Raw genomic sequence first — 21631 nt, forward strand, 5'->3', positions numbered from 1 at the left:
GGCCGCTCGGGGGGTCGAGCGGATGCGGGAGGCCGGTGCGGTGACGTGCCAGACTCGCGGTGTGCGCATCTCGATTCTGGGGCCGCTCGACGTGACGGCCGGCGGTCGGCCGGTGCCGGTCACCGGAACGCGGCTGCGCGGACTGCTGATTCGCCTCGCCCTGGACGCCGATCGCACGGTGAGCGTGGGCGCGCTGGTGGAGGCGGTCTGGCCGGAGCGCACCCCGAAGCGGCCCGGACACGCACTGCAGGAACTGGTTTCCCGGCTGCGCCGCACCCTGCCGGGCGAGGCGGCGATCAGGTCGGGCGCCGGCGGGTACCGGTTGGAGGTCGCGGAGGCAGCCCTGGACGCCAACCGCTTCGAGCGGCTCGCGCGCGGCGGCCTACTGAGCCTGCGACGTGGCGATCTCGACCACGCGATCCACCAACTGCGCGAGGGACTCTCGCTGTGGCGCGGTCCCGCGCTGGTGGATGTCACCGATCTGCCCTTCGCCGCGGCGGCCGCCGCCCGGCTCGAGGAACTCCGCGTCACCGCCGAGGAAGCGGCCGTCGCCGCCGAATTGGACCTTCGCCCGGGCGATCCGCTGCTGATCACCGAACTGGAGCGGCTCATCGCCGCCGCTCCCCTCCGGGAACGCCTGCGCCTGGCGCACATTCGCGCCCTCCACGACGCCGGCCGCACCGCCGAGGCCCTCACCGTCTTCGACCACTACCGCACCCGGCTGTCCACCGAGCTGGGCACCGACCCCGGCCCCGACCTGTCCGACCTGCACCTCGGACTTCTCCGGGGCGAACTCCCGGCCCGCCGCGGCGCCCCGCGCCCCGGAACCGAATCGGCGGGGTCCGCTTCACCCAGAGTTTCGATGGTGCGGCTGCGGGCGCCGCTGACGAGTTTCGTGGGGCGGGAGCGGGAGCTGGTCGAGGTGGCGGCACGAGTCGGGCAGGCCCGGCTGGTAACGCTGGTGGGACCGGGCGGAGCCGGGAAGACCCGGCTGGCGGTGGCTGTCGCCGCGAAGCTGGGTGGACGGTTCCCAGGCGGGGTGGGCGTGGCGGAACTGGCTGCGGTCACCGATGTTTCGGATGTGCCGCAGGCGGTGGCGACGAGCCTGGGGGTGGTGATGTCGCGCGGGCCCGAGGCGTCGGGGGCAGATCCCGTCGGGCTGGTGGCGGATGCGCTGCCGACCGCGCCGACGCTGCTGGTGCTCGACAATTGTGAGCATCTCGTCGACGGCGTGGCGGAACTCGCCGCGGAACTGCTCGGCCGCGTACCCGAGCTGCGGATCCTCGCGACGAGCCGCCAATCACTGGGGATCACCGGGGAAACACTGTGGGAGACCACGCCTCTGGCGGTTCCGCCGCCACAGACACCGGATGTCGAAGGCTATCCGGCCGTGCGGTTGTTCCTCGACCGGGCCGCGGCGGTGCGCTCCCACCTCGTGGTGTCCGGCCCGAACATCGAGATGGTCGCGGAGATCTGCCGTCAGCTCGACGGCCTGCCCTTGGCGCTGGAGTTGGCCGCCGCCAAGCTGCGCGTCATCCCGTTGTCCACGCTGCGAGCTCGCCTGGACGACAGATTCGCTGTGTTGACGGGCGGCAGCCGCACGGCGCTCCCCCGACACCGGACCCTGCGAGCCGTATTGGATTGGGACTGGGATCTTCTCGGTGAGGCCGAACGTACCGCCCTCGCACGCCTGACGGTCTTCACCGCGCCGTTCACGCCGCCCGCGGCGGAGTCGCTGGGCGTGGCCGCCGCCGAGCTGGAGGCCCTCCTGGACAGGTCGCTGGTGCAACTGCTCGACGAGGGTCCCGATCCGGCGGATCCCGGCGCACCGCAGCCGCGCTACCGAATCCTCGAGTCGGTCCGTGAGTACGGCCTCGAAAAGCTCACGGCCCGTGCCGAGCTCGATGTCACCCGGGCCGCCCATACTGCCTATCACCTGGCACTGGCGGAGCGGGCACAACCGCGTCTCCGTGGCGGTGATCAGCTCACCTGGCTGCACCTGCTCGACGTCGAGCGCGACAATCTGGTTGCGGCTCTGCGCTTCTCGCACGATCTCGGCGACGCCCACACCGCCGCGCGCCTCGGTTCCGCACTCGGCATGTACTGGGCCCTGCACGGCGCGCACACCGATGCCGTCCACCTACTACGGCCGATCCTGCGCCTGCCCACGAACCGGCCGTATCCACCGCTCGCGGCCGCGTTCGCCCTGCATTCCATGCTGGCCGCCCAGGCGGCGGAACTCAGCGCCGCCACCGACGACATCCGCCGCTGGATCGGCACAGACCGGTCCGGCGCGGCCCTCGATCGCGAAAAAACCTTGGAACACCGCGATTTCGCGACTGGATCCGCAGTGCCAGGATTCGGCAACCTGGTCGCCCCCGGTAGCACTGTCGAGACTCGGCAGGGCGGGGACGACAATGGCGCGGCGCCGGATGGTCACCAAGCTGGGCCGGGAAACAGGATGGACCCGGGCGGAGATGGATCTGCCGAATTAGCTTGGGCACTGGTGGAATTGGCGTCCGAGCGGGTCGAGTCCGGGCTCGCAGTGGTGGGGCCCTGGCTGGAGCACAGGGACGCGTGGACGCGCGGGATGTTCTGGCTGGTGCGGTCGTTCCTGCGCGCCAATGAGTCCGGGGTGGCCGGGCTGGATGCGGATTTGCGAACCGCGGCCGGGTGTTTCGAGGAGGCCGGGGAGCGGTGGGGGCGGTCGACAGCGCTGACGTATCTGGCGTTCACCCGGGCAACGCTCGGGGATTTCGGTGGGGCGATCGACGCCATGTCCGCCGCCCTGGCGGCGGCCGGGGAGTTGGGTAGCACTGTCGCGCTGCGCATCTGGCTGGTCATGATTCGCTTGCACTCCGGTGCGGTGGAGGCGGCACGCACGGATCTGACCACCGTGCTCGCCGAGTCGCTCTCGGCGCGGGACACGGTGATGGCGCGGTTCCTGGCGGCGGATATCGCACGGTTCGACGGCGATCTACCAGAGTCGGCGCGGCAGTTGCGCATCGTGGAGGCCGATCTGAATCGGGTAATGACCGAGGACCGGTCGTATCGGGCCATGTTCGGGTTGCGCATGGGGTTGTTGCGGGCGGCCGAGGGCCGGATCGAGGCGGCGGTCGCGCACTGTGCCGACGCGTGGGCGAATGCCGTGATCATCCGGGACATGCCGATGGCGGCCGAGGTGAGCGTCGGTGTGGCGCGGGCCTGCCTGGCCGCGGGGTTGCCCGCGGCGGCAGCCGAATCCCTGGGAGCCGGCCATGTCCTGCGCGGCGCACCCGATGCCGGGTATCCCGACATCGTGGCGCTCCGAACGGAATTGGCGACAGCGCTCGGCGCGGAGGCGTCGGCGGCGTACGAGCGTGGCCGGGCGCTCCCCCGTACCGAAGCCGTGACCGCGATCGAAACATGCCTGTCGGCGGCACGTGACCGCCTGCCGGACGGCCGTATGAGCGGGATGTGAGCCCGCTGTGAGCGTGCACCCGCACGGTGGGCCGCATGCGAAACGAATCCGATCTGAACGAGTACCTCACCACCTATCCCCATGAGATGGCGTTCGGCGCCGACGACCCCGCCGTCCTGGTCGACCGCTGGTTCACACCCGACATCGACTACCGCAACGACGGCTTCCGCCTGAACCGGCACGCCCTGGTCGCCCACGCCCGCCCCGCGCGCAAGAATGCCGAGTCGGTGCGGGTGGAGGTGCATCGCGCGCTGCTGTCGGGTGACGCCATCGCCGCCCACTACACGCTGTACGCCACCCTGCGCACTACGGGCCCGACGGCCACCGAGGTCTGCATGGTGGGCCGGCTGGCCGCGGACGGCCGGATCGCGGAGGTCGATCAGCTCACCCGTGCGGTGCCGGTGGAGGGCGAGTAGTCATGGGGAAGCTCTTGCGTCGAATGGCGTGGGCCGCCATCGCTTTCTGGGTGGTGGCCTTCGTCGCCACCGGCGGTCTGGCGGGCAGGCTGGGTTCGGCCGAGCGGAACGACGCCACCACTTGGCTGCCGAAGAGCGCTGAGTCGACGAAGGTTTCGGAGCTGGCGGGCAGGTTCACCGAAACGGACATGTATCCGGCGATCGTCGTCTACGACCGGGGTGGCGCGGATCTGAGTGCGGCGGACCGGGATCGGGTGGGCGCCGATGTCGGCCGATTCGCTGACCTGCCGAAGGTGCACGGTCGGGTCGAGGGCCCGATCGTGTCCGAGGACGGTAAGGCGATCCAGGTCGTGGTCCCGATCACCGTGGGGGTCAAAGGAATCAGCGACACCTTGCCGACGGTGAGGTCGATGCGGGCCATCGCTGCGGATTCGGATATGAGCGTGCACATCTCCGGTCCGGCGGGTTACGGAGCCGATTCCGCGGCCGCGTTCTCCGGGGTGAATTCCACCCTCCTCTATGTGACCATCGCGATTGTGGTGGCGATTCTGCTGGTCACCTATCGCAGCCCAGTCCTGTGGGTGCTGCCGCTGCTCTGTGTCGGGGTGGCCTTGACCGTCGCCCAAGCCCTGATCTATCTGCTGGCCGCGCACGCCGGCCTGACCGTCAACAGCGACACCGAATTTCTGCTCACCGTACTGGTTTTCGGCGCGGGCACCGATTACGCGCTGCTGCTCACCGCCCGATATCGGGAGGAACTGCGCCGCCGGGAGGACCGCTACGCCGCCATGGCCACCGCGATCCGCCGGGCCGGACCGGCGATCGCCGCCAGCGCCGTCACGGTGGCCCTGAGCCTGCTCTGTCTGGTGGTGGCCGACCTGAATTCGACCAAGAGCCTCGGGCCGGTGATGGCGACCGGCGTGCTGGTCGGCTTCGCGGTGCTCACCACCCTGTATCCGGCCCTGCTGGTCCTGTGCGGACGCTGGATATTCTGGCCCGCCGCACCACGTTTCGGCGATCCGGAACCGTCGGGTGGCCGCTGGACTCGAACCCTGGCCCGGCTGACGATTGCCCGCCCGCGCCGCGTCTGGCAGTTCACCGCCGCGGCTCTCGCGGTCCTCGCTCTGGGCCTGTTCGGCCTGCATGCGGCCGGTCTGAAGCCTCAGGACACGTTCCGGACCCGCCCGGAGGCGGTGGTCGGCGAACAGGTGCTGCTGCGTCACTTCCCTGGCGGATCCGGCGATCCGATGCAGATCATCGGCCCGGCCGCCGAGGGTGACCGGTTGCGCGCCCTGGCCGCCGATGTTTCCGGTGTAGCCACGGTTTCCGGGCCCGCGACCGCTGACGGCCTGGTCTACCTCGAGGCGACCGCATCCGATGCCACCGGAAGCGAGGCCGCCTTCGCGACGGTCGAGCGTCTCCGCTCGGCACTGCGTCCGGTGCCCGGCGCCATGGTCGGCGGCAGCAGCGCCGTGGCCCTCGATACGGTGAACTCGTCGCGGCATGATCGCACTCTCGTTGTCCCGCTGGTGCTCTCGGTCGTCTTTGTGATCATGGCGATCCTGCTGCGGTCCCTCGTGGCGCCCGCCGTGATCCTGGCGACGGTCGTGCTGTCGCTGGCGGCCGCGCTGGGCGTCAGCGCCGTGGCCTTCGACCGGCTCCTCGATTTCCACGGCGCGGACGCGGCCTTCCCGCTGTGGACCTTCGTGTTCCTGGTCAGCCTGGGTATCGACTATTCGATCTTCCTGATGGCCCGGATCCGGGAGGAAACCGCCCGCCACGACACCGTCACCGCCACCGTGATCGCGGCCCGCACCACCGGCGGCACGATCACCGCCGCTGGCGTGGTCCTCGCGGGCACCTTCGCCGCACTGCTCACTCTGCCTTTGGTTTTCGCGGCGGAAATCGGTTTCGCGGTCGCGTTCGGCGTCCTGCTGGACACCTTCGTGGTGCGCACGATTCTGGTACCCGCCCTGGCCATGGATCTGGGCGACCGGCTGTGGTGGCCACGGCACCGCGTGCGAACACCGAATGCCCGGCGAGAACTCGTCTCACCGGGCATTCCGGAGTGAGGACGGGACAGGCGGCCGGCGCGGTGGCGGGGCGTGGTTCGCTCCATAGGCGATTACTTGATTTGGGATCAAGGTGGATCCCGCCGTGCCCGGCTCAGTTCCCGTGTTGCTATTCAATTACGTATTCGGTTGTAGCGCAACCTGTTTAATGGACCGCGAAGAGTGATGCATAGATCGGGCGGTCGTGCTCGGTGACCACCTGACCGGCGACCTGCGCACCGGTGAGGGTGTGCAGGCGCAAGTCGAGGTAGCGCTCCTGCTCGACGCTGTCCATCGCGGTGTCCACGGGCATCCAGGTGCGGAGCCGGTCGGCGTGCCGCTCGCGGCTGCGTTCCAGTTCCGCGCGCAGTTCGGCCAGGTCGCGGGCCGCGAACGGCTCGGCCGCCGGGCGCGGCGGCTCGGCCTGCCAGGCGGCGACGCCATAGGCGAAGCACACCAACGGCATCCACATCTCCTTGAAGTAGCGCGGGTCCGGACCGATCTCCAGTCCCGCGAACTTCTCGCCTACGAAGAACAGCGCGCCCAGCTGGCCGGGCAGCAGCTCCAGGCGGCTGCGGAACTGGGTGAGGACCGCGCGCTTGCGGGTGAGGATCTGCTCCAGGTGTCCGCGCGCCGGCAGCCCGTACCGGCCGTTCACGGCCGAGATGTCCGACCACAGCTTGGAATAGCCGGGCTTACCGCGCAGCGCGAGCGCCTGCGCCCGCAGCTCCCGGGGCAGCACGAAGAACCACTGGTCACGACCCTGGAGATATCCGCCCTGCGCGGCCTGCACACAGCAGGCGTCGTCGAAGAGCCGGGTCTCCCCCGCACCCATGAGCGCCGCCGAGCACAGCGCGTGGTTCTGCGCCCCCTCCTGGATGTAGCCGATGTGCAGCGGCACGATGGCGACCCCGGAGGGCGCGCCATTGTGCAACTCCACGCTGCCGTAGCCGACCACCCGATTCAGCTCGAGCCCGGACCGCGGCGGCACGATGCCGGGCCGCTCGGGCCCCTGGATCGGCACCATGGTGAGCGCGCCCGCGACCTGCGGTGTGCCGAGCCGGTACCCGGTGAGGTCGACGGGCGCGCGCACGAGAGTGTCGAGACGAGTCATGAGCTCACTCCTTCCAGCTCGGGCTGATGGTCGAGGAAACGGCAGGCGGCGGCGCGGAGCCAGTCCGCGCCCGCCGGGGTGCGGGCGAACAGCCACGGCAGCAGGGCCGCGAAATCGTCCTGGTGCCAGAAGCCGGTGCTCGGCAGTGCGGGTGCCGGGTCACGCAGGGTGCGGTCGTCGCTGCCGGTGAACATGGCCTGGCACACCATGATCGGGGTGTGGATACCGAGCGCGGGCAGGGTGGCCGCGACGCGGGCGAGGTCGCCGGGGAGGCGGTTCTCGTAGCCGTCGGTCACGATGATCACCAGGTCCGGCTCGCCCTCGACGGCGCCCCGCGTGCTGTCGAGCGCGTCGAGGAGGCCCGTGGCCAGGTCTGTCGCCGTCGTCTGCCCGCTGCCGACCTCGAGGACGGTGAGCTGGGCGCACAGTTCCGCCAGCACCAGTCGCAAGGCCTCGGCCTGCGAGAGCAGCGCCCATTCGCGTTCGCCGTAGCCGCGCATGGACTCCGAGGTGTCCAGCACCAGGGTCACCCGGCCGAGCAGACGCGGCAGCCCGCGGGTGGCAGCGGTGAGGTAACCGGTGAGCGCGGAACGCAGTTCACCGGCGGATCCGCCCCGGTAGAGGTGCACCAGGGTGGACGCGATGTCGCCGCGGTTGGTGACGGTGACGATGGGCTCGCGCTCGCGGACCGGCTCCAGCGGTGCGACGGGCTCGGTGAGCACGGGCACGCCATACGTGCCGGGCGCGTACAGCTGACGCACGCGCTCGATCGCCCCTGCCGGATTCACACTGAATCGCAAAAGCTTTCGATGCATATCGACCGAATCGACCTCGCCCGCACGGATCAGCCGCAGGCAGCCGCGCGCGGTGCTCTTGCCGAGCGCGTGCTCGAAGCAGTCCACCAGCGCGGGCCGGCGGGCGGCGATGAGCAGTTCGGCGTCCGGGTGGTCGAGGACGAAGGCCAGGATCGCGCGGGTGACGTGCTTGTGGTTGGCGCGACGTCGCCGCGCGGCCAGCAGCACGGTGATAACCTGCGCGGGCGGCAGCCCGAAAAGTAGTGCGCGCGTGGCTTTGTCGAGGATCACACGGGTCTGCTCGGGCAGCTCGGCGCGCGAGCTGAGCAGAGTCTGCAGCAGGGCGCGGGCGCGTTGGTTGTCGTGCGCGCCCGGGACGAGGGCGAGCAGCAGGTAGCGCTCGGGATCGGCGGCGTAGGCGTCCCGGTGGAATTCCGCGTCGTCCCACGTCACGACACCGGCCCGGGACAGCGTCAGGGGAGCGCCGTGGGTGCGGAGGTGGTCGAGAATTACTGCGGTGTTCACTCCTGAAGTATGGGAGCGCCGCACCGGGGAAATCCATTGATTTTCGGTGCGGCGCAGCCATTCTCGTGGTCAGGAATGGTCGAACATAATGATTTGACGGACGGCTTTTCCGTCAGCCAGCAGATCCATCGCCGCATTGATTTCCTCGATCCCGATGCGCGCGGAAATCAATTTCTCGACCGGGAGCCGGCCCGCGCGCCACATGTGTTCGTAGCGCGGAATGTCGCGGGCCGGAACGGCGGAACCCAGGTAGCTGCCGACAATCGTGCGGGCTTCGGCGGTGATACTCAGCGGCGGCAGGGTCGCCGTCGAATTCGGCCCGGGCAGACCGACGGTGATCGTGGTGCCGCCGGGTTCTGTTGCCTGGTAGGCGGTTTCGAACGCGGCGGGATGCCCGGCGCATTCGACCACGTACCGTGCCCGGATATTTTCGCGGGCGATCTGCTCGGGCGTGTAGGTCTCGGTGGCGCCGAGTTCCTCGGCCATGGCGAGCTTGTCGACCATTCGGTCCACCGCGATGAGCCGCTCCACGCCGATGGCTTTCGCGGTCAGCAACGCCGCCATGCCGACTCCGCCGAGCCCGACCACCATGAGGCTGTCCTCCGGACGCGGGTCGGCGGCGTTCAGTACGGCCCCGCCGCCGGTCAGCACCGCGCACCCGAACAGCGCCGCGATCTCGGGCGGCACCGAGTTGCCGACCGGCACCAGTGAGGCCCGGTCCACCACGGCGTGCGTGGCGAATCCGGAGACTCCCAGGTGATGCCGCACCCGGTCGCCGCCGCGCGACAGGTGCCCGGGGTGGTGCAGCAGTTCACCGGCGGTATTGGCGGCGGTGCCCGCGGTGCAGGGCAGTTGCCCGTCCCGCGCGCACGCGTCGCAATCCTCGCAGCGCGGCAGGAAGGACATGACGACCCGCTGCCCGATGAGCAGGTCGGCGACCCGTTCACCGACCGCGACCACGGTGCCCGCGGCCTCGTGGCCGAGCAGCATGGGCAGCGGCCGGGGCCGATTGCCGTCCACCACGCTGAGATCCGAGTGGCAGAGCCCGGCAGCCTCGATGGCGACCAGCACCTCGGTGGGTCCGGGATCGCCGAGCTCGAGGTCGCACACGCTGATCGGCCGGGAGTCGGCGTAGGGCCGCTCGCGTCCGATCTCCTCCAGGACCGCGCCGCGAATGTGCATCAGATTTCGACCATCTGATAGTCGGCTACACAGCCGCCGAGGTAGCGCAGGTGGTCGGTGGAGTCGCCGAGGGTGTGCTCGATGGCGGTGAGCCGCGCGGTGTAGTGGCCGACGGGGTATTCGTCGGTCATGCCGATGCCGCCGTGCAGCTGGATGGCTTCCTGCCCGATGTGCCTGGCGGAGCGCCCGATCCGCAGTTTGGCGCGGGAGGCCACGACCGGGTCGACGATGCCGTCTGCGAGTGACATGGACGCGTACATGCTCATGCCGCGGGCCAGTTCCAGCGACACGTACATGTCGGCGGCGCGCTGGGTCAGCGTCTGGAAGGTGCGCAGCGGAACGCCGAACTGCTTGCGGGTCTTCAGGTATTCCGCGGTGAGCCGCAGCGCCTCCTCCATCGCGCCGACGGCTTCGGCGCACAGCGCGGCCTGCGCGCCGGCCAGGGCGGCCTGGATGGCGGGGCGGGCGTCGGCCGGTTCGCCGAGCGGTTCGGCCGTGACGGCCTCGAATTCGATGTCCGCGCCGCGCAGTCCGTCGTGGGTGGCGTAGGCGGCGCGACGCACGCCGGGTTGGGCGGGGTCGACCAGGAACAGCCCGACGCCGTTGTCGAGGGCGGCGCTCACGATGAGCAGGTCGGCGCAATCACCATGCGAGACAGGGTGTTTGCGGCCGGTGAGGCGCCAGCCTCCTTCCTGCCACACCGCCTGGGTGGCGGTCTCGTCCGACGGCCACCGCAGTCCCGGTTCGCCGTGCGCGAAGGCGAGTTTGAGTTCGCCCTCGGCGATGCGCGGCACCAGGTCCTTGCGCTGGGCGTCGCTGCCGACGGCGGAGATGAGCCAGCCGGGCAGCAGCGCGCAGTCGAGCACGGGTTCGGGGGCCAGGGCTCGGCCGATCTCGGTCATGACGAGCATGGCCTCGATGGGTCCGGCGCCCATGCCGCCATCTTCCTCGGCGAAGGTCAATCCGAGCAGCCCGATTTCGGCGAAGGTGGACCAGAGGGCGGCGTCCCAGCCGAGATCGGTGCCGATGACGGCGTTGCGGCGTTCGGGGGCGTAGCCGCGGGACAGCACGTCACGCACGGTGTCGCGCAGCATGTCCTGTTCGGGGGTGAGATCGAAATCCATTGCGCTGCCTCACAGTCCGAGGATCGTCGAGGCGATGATGCCGCGCTGCACCTCGTTGGATCCTCCGTAGATCGATGTCTTGCGGTAGTTCAGATAGGTGGCGGTGCTGCGGCGGGCCCAGTCGGGGTGCGTTTCGTCCTCGCGCGCCACCGAATCCGGTCCGGCGACGTCGACCAGCAGCTCGGTGACGGCCTGCTGCAGTTCGGTGCCGCGCAGCTTCAGGATCGAGGAGACCGGGTTGGGTTTGCCGTCGGACGAGCCGGCGGCGACCCGCAGCTGCACCAGTTCCAGTGCGAGCAGCTCGTTTTCGAGCTCGGCGAGGCGGGTGGCGAAGAGCGGGTCCTCGAGCAGGGTCTGCTCGCCGAGCCGGGTCTGCTTCGCGTATTCCTTGGCCAGCCACAGCTTCACCTTGGTCTGGCCGACCGCGGCGATGCCGGTGCGCTCGTTGCCGAGCAGGAACTTGGCGTAGGTCCAGCCCTGATTCTCCTCGCCGACCAGCTGATTCGCGGGCACCCGGACGTTTTCCAGGAAGACCTCGTTGACCTCGTGGCCGCCGTCGATGAGCTTGATCGGCCGCACGGTCACGCCCGGGGTGTCGAGGGGGAACAGCAGCATGGAGATGCCGGCCTGCTTCTTGGGCGCGTCCGGGTTGGTGCGGGCCAGGCAGAACATCCAGTCGGCGGACTGCGCGGCGGTGGTCCAGGTCTTCTGCCCGTTGATCACGTAGCTGTCGCCGTCGCGGACCGCGACGGTGCGCAGCGAGGCCAGGTCCGAGCCCGCCTCGGGCTCGGAAAAGCCCTGGCACCACCAGATGTCGAGGTTGGCGGTGGGCGGCAGGAAGCGTTCCTTGAGCTCCTGGGAGCCGAAGTGCGCGATGACCGGGCCGATCATATTGGCATTGAAGGTGAGCGGTTCGGGCACCGAGGCCAGCTGCATCTCGTCGTGCCAGATATGGCGCTGGATGGGGGTCCAGTCCTTGCCGCCCCATTCCACCGGCCAGTTCGGAGTGGCGAGCCCGTGCGCGTTGAGGATGCGCTGGGTGGTGACGATGTCGTCCTTGCTCAGTTCCTGGCCGTGCCGCTGCCGGTTGCGGATCTCGGCCGGGATCTCGCTCCGATAGAACGCGCGCAGCTCGTCGCGGAAGGCGAGCTCGTCGTCGGTGAGCGCTAGTTGCATGCGTTGACCTCCAGTTTCATGGCTGCACCTGCCATCGCCGGATATGATACACAGAGAGATAGATGTCTCAAATAGGGTTGTATACTCGAACGTCCACGCCAATCCCGAAGGGAGCCATCCGTGCCCGACCACGACCGCACACTCGGCGTCGGCGAGCTCATCGCCCGCCGGCATCGCGAGGGCAGCGCACCCGGGCAGCGCACCGACTCGCACCGCCTGGCCCTGGTCATCGAGGGCGGCTCGTCGCGCGGCGCGTATTCCCACGGCATGGCCATGGCCATCGAGGAACTGGGCGTACTGCCCTGCTTCGACGCGGTGTACGGGGCGTCGGCGGGCGCGCTGAACGCCGCCTGGCTGCTGTGCGGGCGCGCGATGGATTCGCGGCGGGCCTGGAATCCCGAGGTGATCAATCGCGTGATCAATCCCGCCCGGGCCCTGCGCGGCGGCCGTGTGGTCGACACCGAGTACCTGGTGCACACCGTGTACGAGCGCATCGTGCCGATGGATTTCCCTGCGATCCTGGCGAATTCGATCACCTTCCACCCCATGGCCACCGACGCAGACACCGGCGCGGCCGTCGATCTGCATCCGGAACTCAGCGATGTGGGCTCGGTACAGGCGGCGCTGCGCGCCTCGACCTGCCTGCCGATCCTGGCCGGGCGGCCGGTGACGATCGGAGCGCGCCGTTACGTCGATGCCGGGCTCTCCGAATCCGTCCCGGTGCGCACGGCATTGGCGCAGGGCGCGACCCGCGTCCTGGTGCTGCGCACCCGCCGTGACGGCGAAACCATGTGTCCTCCTTCGAGTCTGGAATCGCGGGTGGTCGCCCGCTTCCTGTCCCGGCACGCGCCGGGAACGGTCGGGCCGTGGCTCGATCGGGTCGCGCGGCACCACAGCGACGAGCGGGATTTCGGCTCCGATCCGGCCGTGCTGCAGATCCGACCGCCGCATGACGCACCCGACATCGGCCGTGTCGACCGCGATCCGGGGGTCCTCCAGCAGGCCCTCACCCTGGGACGCGCGGCCACCGCCGGCGCCCTGTCGGCATATCTGGCCCCTAAGCTGTCCGCGTGACGCGCGCGGAGGGAACCAGAGCACCGGGCCGGCCCGCCTCGGCCAGCCGGGACGACGTGCTCGAGGCCGCCATCGCAGTATTCCTGAGCGGAAAACGGGTGGACGTCAATGCCATTGCCGCCCAGCTGGGAGTGGGCCGGGCCAGTATCTACCGCTGGTTCGGGTCCCGGGACGGCCTGCTCGGCGCGGCCGTGGCGCGGCAGCTGGAGAAGGTCGTGGCCCATGCCGATCGCCGTTCCCGCGGGTCGGGTGGCGAGCGGCTGACCGCGACGCTCAACCGCACCATCGATCTGATCGTCGAGAACGACGCGCTGCGTTCGTATTTCGACAACGAGTCCACCGCGGCCCTGAGCCTGGTCACCCGCGGTGACGGGATCGTGCACCAATCGGCGGTGGCCCTGGTCGAGCGGTTCATCGAACGCGCCGAATCGGAGGGCTACGTGCCTCCCATCGAGCGCGACACCCTGTCCTACGCCTTGGTCCGACTGTGGGAAGCGTTCCTCTACAACGATGCCGTGGCCGGCTTCCGCGGCGACGTGGACCGCCTGCGCAAGGTCCAGACCGCGCTACTGCGCGCCTGAGTGCCTCACAGCGGCCCGGTGGCGATGAGGGGGACGAGTTGCTCGGCCGGGGTGCGGGCGCCGTGGTGGCCGACGAGGGCGGACTCCAGGGGCTCGAGGGCGGGGCGGACCAGAACCGCGTTGCCCTCGGCGACGGCGATGAGATCACCGATGCGGGTGGCGATCACCGCGGTGGGCGGGGTCGGCCCGAACCAGTGCTCGTCGAGCGCCTGCTCGCGGGTCACGACCGTCGCGTGTGGGGAAAGTTCAGCAGCCCAAGCTGATCGGGCGTCCGCCAGCGCCTCGGGGCGGCCGAGATAGACGTGCCGGACCCGCGCCTCGCCGCCGATCAGCTGGACGTCGCGGTGCAGTGCGGGCAGCGCGTCCAGGTCGATGACGGTGTCCGCGTGGATCATTCCGTGATCGCCGGTGATCAGCACCGTGCAGGTGGAGGGGAGTTCGGCGAACAGGCCGGCGAGGCAGGCGTCGATGTCGCCGAGAACCGCCAGCCACTGCGGTGATTCGGGTCCGTAGAGATGACCGTTGGCGTCGAGATCGGGGAAATAGGCGTAGGCGAAACGGGACGACGTGCCGGAATGCTGTGCGACAGCGAGTATTCCGGCGCGCAACTCGTCGAGGGTGACGGCCGGGTGCAGGATGCCCGGCGCGCGGAAAGCGGCCCGGGTCAGGCCCGAGGTGCGCTGGTAGCCGGGCGTCACATAGTGCAGTTCGACCCCATCGGCGGCGAGGTCCTCGAGGCGGCTGGCGTGCTGCTGCACCGATTCCGGCGGGTAGGTGTCGCGGGCGTCCTCGCCGGTCGCGCTGTCGAGATTCCAGCGCAACGCGTTCAGCAGGCGGGGACGGTCGGGACCGGGCAGGGCGAAGCTGTAACCGATGATGCCGTGGGTCGCGCAGGGCGCGCCGAGGGCGAGGCTCGCCAGGCTGGTCGCGGTGGTGGCGGGAAATCCGGCCGTGAGGGTCGTGCGGACGTGCGCGGCCAGGGTGGGCGCGATATCGCGGTGGCGGGCGAGGAGTTCCGCGCCCAGCCCGTCGATCAGCAGCACCACCACGTCCCGATTGGGCGCGAGACCCAGCGGATTGCGCTGGTCGAGGCCGAAGGACGCGGCGACGGACGGCAGGAGGTCGGCGAGCGCGGGCGGCGTCACCCCCGGTAGTGGACTGGCCATGCGCCGACTCTATTGATCTCGGCGCGATAATTCACCGGTGTTCGATACCGCCGACTTCTCGATCAAGCCCACCCTGACCGGCTCGAAAGTGATCCTGCGGCCGTTCTTTTCCGACGACCTCGACGCGATCGTGGCGGCACTGCGCGATCCCGACGTCCGCCGGCTCACCGGCAGCGTCCACGACGAGACCACCGACACCGCGCCGGAGGATCCGGCCGAACGACAGCGACTGAGCGACTGGTACGCCACCCGCGCAGCCCAGACCGACCGCCTGGACCTGGCCATCGTCGACATCGCCACCGGCCACTGCGTGGGCGAAGCGGTCCTCAACCAGTGGGATCCGGGCAATGCCGGCTGCAACTTCCGCATCCTGATCGGCCCGGCCGGCCAGGGCCGCGGCCTCGGCACCGAGGCGACCCGCCTCATCGTCGGCTACGGCTTCGAAAAACTCGCCCTGCACCGAATCTCCCTGGAGGTCTATGCCTTCAACCCCCGCGCCCGCCGCGCCTACGAGAAGGCCGGCTTCCGCCCCGAGGGCATCCTCCGCGAATCCCTCCGCTATGGCGACCAGTGGATCGACGCCACCGTCATGTCCATCCTCGCCCGCGAATGGGCCGAGCACCGCGGCCATCCCGCGTAACCGGGTCCCGATACGCGAAAACCGTCTCCGGGGAGGCGGTTTTCGCGTTGCGGGCGAATCAGGCCAGGCCCCACGCCTCGAGCAGGTAGGTGACGTTGGCGGCGAGCGCGGTCACGCTGTTGGCCAGGTCGAGGGCGGCGGAACCGAGATTGACGATAGGCATGATTCCAAATCTTTCGGGCCGGGTACATGTTGCAGACCCACTGTATTAACGTCGGTCGACCGCCAGCATCATGCATCGACTCACGGTGCCGGCCGGGTGTAATGCGGCGCACAGGGGAATCGGGTGCGGCTCAATCCCGTTCGGGCAGGCGCAGACGCTTCAGGGACAGCGCGTTCAAAGCCACGATGATGCTGGACCCCGACATGGACATGGCGGCGATCTCCGGGCGGAGCGTGAAACCGAAGGCGGGCTCGAAGACACCGGCCGCGATGGGCAGAGCCAGGCTGTTGTAGCCGACCGCCCAGGCCAGGTTCTGATGCATCTTGCGCAGTGTGCCGCGGCCGATACGCAGGGCGGTGGGCACGTCCAGCGGGTCGGAGCGCATGAGCACCACGTCGGCGGTCTCGATGGCGACGTCGGTGCCGGCGCCGATGGCGACGCCGAGATCCGCCTGGGCCAGGGCGGGGGCGTCGTTGACACCGTCGCCGACCATGGCGACTTTCCTTCCGGCGGACTGCAATTCGACGATCTTGGCGGCCTTGTCGCCGGGCAGCACCTCGGCGATGACGGTGTCGATGCCGAGTTCGGCGGCGATGCGCTCGGCTGTCGCCTGGTTGTCGCCGGTCAGCATCACCACCTCGACGCCCATATCGTGCAGGTCCGCAACGGCTGTGGCGGAACTCTCGCGCGGGGCGTCGGCAATGCCGATGACGGCGGCCGGCTTGCCGTCGACGGCGGCCAGCACCGCGGTCCGGCCCGCACCCGCAACCCGGTCGCGGGCCGCCGCCAGCTCGCCCAGGTCGATGCCCTCGCGGTCGAGCAGGCGGCGATTGCCGATGACCACGCGGCGGCCGTCCACGGTGGCGATCGCGCCGTGGCCGGGGACGTTCTCGAAGTCCACCGCGCGAGCGTCGGTGGGGCCGTGCTCCTTGGCGTAGCGGACCACGGCGTCGGCCAGCGGATGCTCGGATTCACGTTCCACGGCGGCCAGCAGAGATAGCAGATCGGTCTCGGAAATACCAGGGCCGCTGACGATTTCGGTGACCTCCGGCTCGCCCTTGGTGAGGGTGCCGGTCTTGTCCAGCACCACGGTCCGGATGCGCGCCGAACTCTCCAGCGCCATCGCGTTCTTGAACAGCACACCGCGTTTCGCGCCCAGGCCGGTGCCGACCATGATGGCGGTCGGGGTCGCCAGGCCGAGGGCGTCCGGGCAGGTGATGACCACGACGGTGATGGCGAACAGGATGGCCTTGGCGAAGGTCGCGCCCGCCAGCAGCCACACCGCGAGGGTGAGCGCACCGCCGATCAGAGCGACCAGCACCAGCCAGAAGGCCGCGCGGTCGGCCAAGCGCTGGCCGGGCGCCTTCGAATTCTGGGCCTGCTGCACCAGATTCACGATCTGCGCCAGCGCGGTGTCCGCGCCGATCCTGGTGGCGCGCACCCGCAGCGTGCCGTTCTCGTTGAGGGTCGCGCCGATCACCGCCGAGCCCGGCTCCTTGTGCACCGGCAGGCTCTCCCCGGTCACCATGGACTCGTCGACCTCACCTGCCCCGTCCTCGACCACGCCGTCCACCGCGATCTTCGAGCCGGGGCGCACCAGCAGTAGATCGCCAACTTTCACGTCGGCCGTGGGTATTTCGACCTCCTGTCCGTCCCGGATCACCACCGCCCGCGGCGGCGCCAGATCCAGCAGGGTGCGAATCGCGTCATTGGCCCCGCCCCGCGCCCGCATCTCGAACCAGTGGCCGAGCAGCACGAAGGTCGCCAGCATGGTGGAGGCCTCGTAGAACACCTCCCCGCCGCCGGTCAGCGTAATGGCAAGGGAGTACAGCCATCCAGCCCCGATGCCGACCGCGACCAGCACCATCATGTCCAGCGTCCGCGCCTTCAGCGCCGTCCATGCCCCGGTGAAGAAGATGGTCGCCGAGTAGCAGATCACCGGCAGACTGAGGATCAATTCCCAGATGTCCGAACGCATTCCGAACGGCACCGGCAGATGCCACCCGAACATCTCGGTCGCCATCGGCGACCACAGCATCACCAGCACCGAGAACACGGCCGCAACCAGGAACCGATTCCGCATATCGACGGCCATGTCCGCCATGGACATTTCCCCGTGCCCGCCGTGCCCCATCGCATGCTCCATCCCGGCCGTCCCCGCCATCCCGGCGTGATCCATGCCGGCGTGCACGTCGTGGTCCATGGCCGTCTGTGCCGCATGGTCCGAATCCGCTTGCGCCGCATGGTCCATGGCCGCCGCGGGTTCGGCGAGGGGGTCGCAGACGTGACTGGGGACGGATTGGCCGGCGCAGTGCAGGCCGCATTCCCGGATCCAGGTGCGGAGGTCGGCGACGGAGGTGCGGGCCGGGTCGAAGGTGACAGTGGCGGTTTGGGAGACGGGGTTGGGGTCGACGGTGAGGACGCCCGCGCGGCGGCCGAGGACCGACTTCACCACGGTCTGCTGGCTGGCCCAGTGCAGGCCCCGGACGTCCAGGACCGCGGTCCGCTGCTCGCTCTGCCGATCCATGTCGCACTCCTCCGCCGACGGGCCTCGCCACCCTCGACGATATACCCCACAGGGGTAATCCGCAGCGATCCGGTGCGGGGTATGGCCGTCGGGGAGGCTCCGGGCCCGGCGCGGTGCGGGCCCGGGAACACCGCGTCAGGACATGGGAACGGGTTCGCCGACCTCCACGCGGCCGCCGTAGGTGAGGCCCGGGCAGCCGGAGGCGAGTTTCACCGCCGAGTCGAGGTCGTCGGCCTCGACGGCGACATACCCGGAGAGCTGGTCGGGAGCGGCGGGGTCGTCGCCCACCATGACCGCGCGGCCCACCCGATTGCCGAAATCCGTGACCCGCTCGCCGAGCTCGGCGAACCAGTCGGCCCACAGCTTTTCCTGCTCGGGGGTGGGGGTGCGGGCGGGGTCGTTGCGGAAGGTGAGGATGTAGGTGGACATGGTGGTTCTCCTGTCGTTCGGACGGCCCGGTCGGCCGACTCGTGATTCCGTCGCGCGGCCGCTGACCCGAATCGACAATCGGGGCCGAGAATCTCTTTTCGGGCCGCTGTCGATTTCGCGGCGATCCCGAACGACGGGAGAAGTGACAACGACGTCCCGAGAGACACGGCAATGGCGCCGTGCGATCCGTCCCAGTGAAGGGAGAGTGGTGACATGCCCGAATACCTGCTGCTGATCCACCACGACGAACAGGCCTGGCTGGCCACCGACCCGGCGGTCCGGGAGCGCACCCTGGCCGGGCACCTCGAGTTCATGGCTGCCCACGCCGACCGGCTGCGCGGCGGCAACCGGCTGCGCCCGACCTCGACCGCGACCATCGTCCGCCACGACGAGCACGGCCGCCCGGTCATCACCGACGGCGTGTTCGCCGAGACGAAAGAGGTGCTGGGCGGCTACTACCTGGTCGAGGCGGCCGACCTGGACGAGGCCATCCGGATCGCCGCGGACGTGCCGTCGCCGTTCGGCGGCATCGAGGTCCGCCCGATCCATCCGCACGAAGAGCCGTGACCACGCCGGAGGTGGCCGCCGCGGTCGCCGAGGCGCACCGGCGCGAGTGGGGTTTCGTGCTGGCGGCGACCGTGCGGGTGACCCGCGACATCGATCTCGCGGAAGAGGCTGTCCAGGAGGCGTTCACGCAGGCTCTGCAGACCTGGCCGGAGTCCGGGATCCCGGAGCGCCCCGGCGCCTGGCTGACCACGGTGGCCCGGCGGCGCGCCCTGGACGCCCTGCGCCGCGATATCGCGTTCGAGCGTTCGATCCCGCTGCTGGTGGAGGACCGGGCCCCGGCCGATTCGGACTCGGTGGCCGACGATCGGCTGCGGCTCATCTTCATCTGCTGCCACCCGGCCCTGTCGATGGAGGCGCGGGTGGCGCTGACGCTGCGCCTGCTGTGTGGCCTGTCGACCCCGGAGATCGCGCGCGCCTTCCTGGTGCCGGAGCCGACCATGGCGGCGCGGATCACGCGGGCCAAGAAGAAGATCGCCGAGGCGCACATCCCCTACCGACTCCCGTCCGACGAGGAACTGCCGGACCGTGTCGACGCGGTGCTGACCGTGCTGCACTTGCTGTTCACCACCGGCCACACCGCCCCGGCCGGCGCCGACCTGGTCCGTCCCGAACTGGTGGAACGCGCCCTCGATCTGGGCCGCATGCTGCGCCTGCTGCTGCCCAACGACCCGGATGTGGCGGGCCTGCACGCGCTGCTGCTGCTCACCGATGCGCGCCGCGGCACCCGCACCGACGAGACCGGACGGTTCCTGCCGCTGGCCGAGCAGGACCGCGCCCGCTGGGACCGTCGCGCCATCTCGGAGGGAATAGCGTTGGTGCGCAAGTCCTTACGCGGCCGCGCGCCGGGCCGCTTCCCGCTCATGGCGGCCATTGCCGCCGTCCACGCCGAGGCACCCGCCTTCGACGCCACCGACTGGCACGAGATCGCCGGCCTCTACGACCATCTCATCGCCATCTGGCCCTCCCCTGTCGTCGCCCTCAATCGCGCCGTCGCCCTGGGCCACGCCCACGGCCCGCAACGCGGCCTGGACGAACTCGACCGCTTGGCCACCGAACCCCAGCTCACCGCCTACCACTACCTGCCCGCCGCCCGCGCCGAATTCCTCACCCGCCTGAGCAGATTCGACGAGGCCCGGCTGGCCTACCAGGAGGCCCTGCTGCTCGCCGGGAACACGGTCGAAACGGACTTTCTCACCTCCCGCCTGCACGAACTCGACCGCTGAATCGGATTGCCGTGGCGCGTGCGGACAGTTAGATTGCCGCTCATGCGGATCCGCGGGGCAGTGGCACTGGGGGCGATCGCGCTGGTACTTGGCACCGGCGGCGTGGCCGCGGCGGCGCCCACGGTCGAACACGAATCCTTCACCTTTCAGTTCGGGGATTTCACCGGGTCGGGTGAGCTCGACTTCCCGGCGGGCGCGCGCAATGCGCCTCTGGTGGTGCTGATTCCGGGCTCGGGCCCCGAGGATCTCGATGCCGACCAGGCGTCCGGGTCCCACATCTTCCTCGATATCGCGGACGACCTGACCAGCCGCGGCTACGCGGTGATGCGCTACAACAAGCGCTACGTGCACGGGCCCGGTGACGTCGACGCTGCCGGCTACCGGTCCAAGCTGGACCTGGACGGCATGCGCGACGATGCCGACCAGGTGCTGCGTGCCGCCGAACAGGATTCGCACGTCGACCCGCACCATGTCTTCGTCTACGGCTGGAGCGAGGGCAGCACGATCGCGGCGGCTCTCGCGACCACCCATCCGGAACTGGCCGGGACCATCTTCCAGGGCCCGGTGGCCCTCCCGTGGCGGGTGACCTTCGGCTACCAGGGCGAAAAGGTCTACGCGCCGTACCTGTCACGTTTCGCCGTGAACGGACTGCTGGGACCCGAGGAACTGGCACGCGCCTTCCACGGCGACGGCGGCCGGATGGCGAAACTCGCTGTCCGCTTCGCCTGCGTGGACCCCGACAGCGGCGACTTCACCGTCCGCCCCACCTGGGACCTGAACAGCGACGGCAAGCTGGACGTGAACCTCGAATTCCGCCCCGACTACCAGTTCTATCTGGAGTCGGCCATGCGCCCCGGGGGCCTCTACGAGATCTATGCCCCGGCCCGAGCCCTCCCCAGCCTCGTCGAACAGGCCCCGAAACTGACTGCGCCGGTATTGATCCTGCAGGGCGCCCAGGATGCCAACGTCTCTCCCGCCGGATCCTCCACCCTGGACGCGGCGCTCGCCTCCGCCGGCAATCCCGACCACACCCTGCACGTGTTCTCGAACCTCGGCCATTCCCTCGGCCTCACCCCCGACGTCCTCCACGACGACTTCCAGCCCATCGATGCCACCGCCCTCGACACCCTGGGCAATTGGCTGGACGCCCGCCGCTGAACCGCCGGCCGCGCCGCGCCCGGCGTTCGAGCAGCGCCATCATCGCTGTCGGCACCACCGCCAGGGTGGAGGCTGCGAGTACCCACACGAAGGTCACCGCGAAAGCTGACGCCCCGGCCGCCGGGGCACCGTCCAGGGGCAGACGCCGCTGCAGGATGACGACGAACGCGGCAGGAAAAGCGACTGGAAGGCAGCCCGGCTCACCGGAATTCGAGGATTACTACAGTGCGCAGCTGCGCACGCTCATTCACCTGCTCGGCC

The 21631-nt window shown here is 69.8% G+C and carries 17 protein-coding genes; 9 read left to right on the plus strand and 8 right to left on the minus strand.

Annotation, left to right across the window (positions count from 1 at the left end; genetic code table 11):
• Window positions 1-61 precede the first annotated feature (61 nt).
• Genes ON33_RS38630 through ON33_RS26665 form a run of 3 tightly spaced genes read left to right on the plus strand, consistent with a single transcriptional unit; the run spans window position 62 to window position 5948 of the window.
• The gene (locus ON33_RS38630; RefSeq protein WP_169336846.1) at window positions 62-3460 is read left to right on the plus strand and encodes an AfsR/SARP family transcriptional regulator; all 3399 of its coding nucleotides are present in this window, start codon (window positions 62-64) and stop codon (window positions 3458-3460) included.
• 35 nt (window positions 3461-3495) lie between these two features.
• A complete protein-coding gene (locus ON33_RS26660) occupies window positions 3496-3876 on the plus strand; it encodes a nuclear transport factor 2 family protein (RefSeq protein WP_040861833.1) in 381 nt (126 codons plus the stop codon).
• A gap of 2 nt (window positions 3877-3878) precedes the next feature.
• Complete coding sequence (locus ON33_RS26665; protein WP_040861834.1) at window positions 3879-5948, plus strand: MMPL family transporter; 2070 nt, start codon at window positions 3879-3881, stop codon at window positions 5946-5948.
• Between the two features lie 145 nt (window positions 5949-6093).
• On the opposite strand, the gene ON33_RS26670 is transcribed toward ON33_RS26665, so the two are convergent.
• From ON33_RS26670 to ON33_RS26690, 5 genes are all read right to left on the minus strand, one after another.
• Complete coding sequence (locus tag ON33_RS26670) at window positions 6094-7041, minus strand: ARPP-1 family domain-containing protein (RefSeq protein ID WP_051152837.1); 948 nt, start codon at window positions 7039-7041, stop codon at window positions 6094-6096.
• Complete coding sequence (locus ON33_RS26675) at window positions 7038-8360, minus strand: vWA domain-containing protein (protein ID WP_051152838.1); 1323 nt, start codon at window positions 8358-8360, stop codon at window positions 7038-7040. Before ON33_RS26675 ends, ON33_RS26670 begins: the two co-directional genes overlap by 4 nt.
• A gap of 69 nt (window positions 8361-8429) precedes the next feature.
• Window positions 8430-9542 (minus strand): alcohol dehydrogenase catalytic domain-containing protein, encoded by a 1113-nt coding sequence (locus ON33_RS26680; protein WP_040861835.1) that lies wholly within the window; start codon window positions 9540-9542, stop codon window positions 8430-8432.
• The gene (locus ON33_RS26685; protein WP_040861836.1) at window positions 9542-10666 is read right to left on the minus strand and encodes an acyl-CoA dehydrogenase family protein; all 1125 of its coding nucleotides are present in this window, start codon (window positions 10664-10666) and stop codon (window positions 9542-9544) included. Before ON33_RS26685 ends, ON33_RS26680 begins: the two co-directional genes overlap by 1 nt.
• Before the next feature lie 9 nt (window positions 10667-10675).
• Window positions 10676-11842 (minus strand): acyl-CoA dehydrogenase family protein, encoded by a 1167-nt coding sequence (locus tag ON33_RS26690; RefSeq protein WP_040861837.1) that lies wholly within the window; start codon window positions 11840-11842, stop codon window positions 10676-10678.
• 120 nt (window positions 11843-11962) lie between these two features.
• On the opposite strand from ON33_RS26690, the gene ON33_RS26695 reads away from it, so the two are divergent.
• A complete protein-coding gene (locus tag ON33_RS26695) occupies window positions 11963-12916 on the plus strand; it encodes a patatin-like phospholipase family protein (RefSeq protein WP_040861838.1) in 954 nt (317 codons plus the stop codon).
• The gene (locus ON33_RS26700; protein WP_040861839.1) at window positions 12913-13497 is read left to right on the plus strand and encodes a TetR/AcrR family transcriptional regulator; all 585 of its coding nucleotides are present in this window, start codon (window positions 12913-12915) and stop codon (window positions 13495-13497) included. The genes ON33_RS26695 and ON33_RS26700 overlap by 4 nt, the downstream gene beginning before the upstream one ends.
• A 5-nt stretch (window positions 13498-13502) precedes the next feature.
• Here the strand turns inward: ON33_RS26700 and ON33_RS26705 are convergent, their stop codons facing one another.
• The gene (locus ON33_RS26705) at window positions 13503-14663 is read right to left on the minus strand and encodes an alkaline phosphatase family protein (RefSeq protein ID WP_051152839.1); all 1161 of its coding nucleotides are present in this window, start codon (window positions 14661-14663) and stop codon (window positions 13503-13505) included.
• Between the two features lie 37 nt (window positions 14664-14700).
• On the opposite strand from ON33_RS26705, the gene ON33_RS26710 reads away from it, so the two are divergent.
• Complete coding sequence (locus ON33_RS26710; RefSeq protein ID WP_040861841.1) at window positions 14701-15303, plus strand: GNAT family N-acetyltransferase; 603 nt, start codon at window positions 14701-14703, stop codon at window positions 15301-15303.
• Window positions 15304-15596: 293 nt separating this feature from the next.
• Here the strand turns inward: ON33_RS26710 and ON33_RS26715 are convergent, their stop codons facing one another.
• Together ON33_RS26715 and ON33_RS26720 are read right to left on the minus strand one after the other, a co-directional pair.
• Window positions 15597-17993, minus strand: a complete 2397-nt coding sequence (locus tag ON33_RS26715; RefSeq protein WP_040861842.1) for a heavy metal translocating P-type ATPase — start codon at window positions 17991-17993, stop codon at window positions 15597-15599.
• Window positions 17994-18128: 135 nt separating this feature from the next.
• Window positions 18129-18422 carry a YciI family protein gene (locus tag ON33_RS26720; RefSeq protein WP_051152840.1) on the minus strand — a complete coding sequence of 98 codons (294 nt, stop codon included), beginning with the start codon at window positions 18420-18422 and terminating at the stop codon, window positions 18129-18131.
• Window positions 18423-18635: 213 nt separating this feature from the next.
• Between ON33_RS26720 and ON33_RS26725 the strand changes: the two genes are divergently transcribed.
• The 3 genes from ON33_RS26725 to ON33_RS26735 are packed head-to-tail and all read left to right on the plus strand — an operon-like array spanning window position 18636 to window position 21370.
• Window positions 18636-18989, plus strand: coding sequence for a YciI family protein (locus tag ON33_RS26725; protein ID WP_040861843.1), 354 nt, complete (start codon window positions 18636-18638; stop codon window positions 18987-18989).
• Window positions 18986-20212 (plus strand): RNA polymerase sigma factor, encoded by a 1227-nt coding sequence (locus tag ON33_RS44090; protein WP_040861844.1) that lies wholly within the window; start codon window positions 18986-18988, stop codon window positions 20210-20212. Before ON33_RS26725 ends, ON33_RS44090 begins: the two co-directional genes overlap by 4 nt.
• 42 nt (window positions 20213-20254) lie before the next feature.
• Entirely contained in the window at window positions 20255-21370 is a 1116-nt protein-coding gene (locus ON33_RS26735) for an alpha/beta fold hydrolase (protein ID WP_157184747.1), read from the plus strand.
• The last annotated feature ends 261 nt before the right edge of the window (window positions 21371-21631 follow it).

The organism is Nocardia niigatensis NBRC 100131 (assembly GCF_000308655.1).
GTDB lineage: Bacteria > Actinomycetota > Actinomycetes > Mycobacteriales > Mycobacteriaceae > Nocardia > Nocardia niigatensis.

What these genes read in the sequence shown, in the direction of transcription:
- ON33_RS26660 (WP_040861833.1), top strand. Translation starts at nt 3,496, where the DNA reads ATGCGAAACGAATCCGATCTGAACGAGTACCTCACCACCTATCCCCAT.
- ON33_RS26665 (WP_040861834.1), top strand. Translation starts at nt 3,879, where the DNA reads ATGGGGAAGCTCTTGCGTCGAATGGCGTGGGCCGCCATCGCTTTCTGG.
- ON33_RS26670 (WP_051152837.1), bottom strand. Translation starts at nt 7,041, where the DNA reads ATGACTCGTCTCGACACTCTCGTGCGCGCGCCCGTCGACCTCACCGGG.
- ON33_RS26680 (WP_040861835.1), bottom strand. Translation starts at nt 9,542, where the DNA reads ATGCACATTCGCGGCGCGGTCCTGGAGGAGATCGGACGCGAGCGGCCC.
- ON33_RS26685 (WP_040861836.1), bottom strand. Translation starts at nt 10,666, where the DNA reads ATGGATTTCGATCTCACCCCCGAACAGGACATGCTGCGCGACACCGTG.
- ON33_RS26690 (WP_040861837.1), bottom strand. Translation starts at nt 11,842, where the DNA reads ATGCAACTAGCGCTCACCGACGACGAGCTCGCCTTCCGCGACGAGCTG.
- ON33_RS26705 (WP_051152839.1), bottom strand. Translation starts at nt 14,663, where the DNA reads ATGGCCAGTCCACTACCGGGGGTGACGCCGCCCGCGCTCGCCGACCTC.
- ON33_RS26715 (WP_040861842.1), bottom strand. Translation starts at nt 17,993, where the DNA reads ATGGATCGGCAGAGCGAGCAGCGGACCGCGGTCCTGGACGTCCGGGGC.
- ON33_RS26720 (WP_051152840.1), bottom strand. Translation starts at nt 18,422, where the DNA reads ATGTCCACCTACATCCTCACCTTCCGCAACGACCCCGCCCGCACCCCC.
- ON33_RS26725 (WP_040861843.1), top strand. Translation starts at nt 18,636, where the DNA reads ATGCCCGAATACCTGCTGCTGATCCACCACGACGAACAGGCCTGGCTG.
- ON33_RS26735 (WP_157184747.1), top strand. Translation starts at nt 20,255, where the DNA reads ATGCGGATCCGCGGGGCAGTGGCACTGGGGGCGATCGCGCTGGTACTT.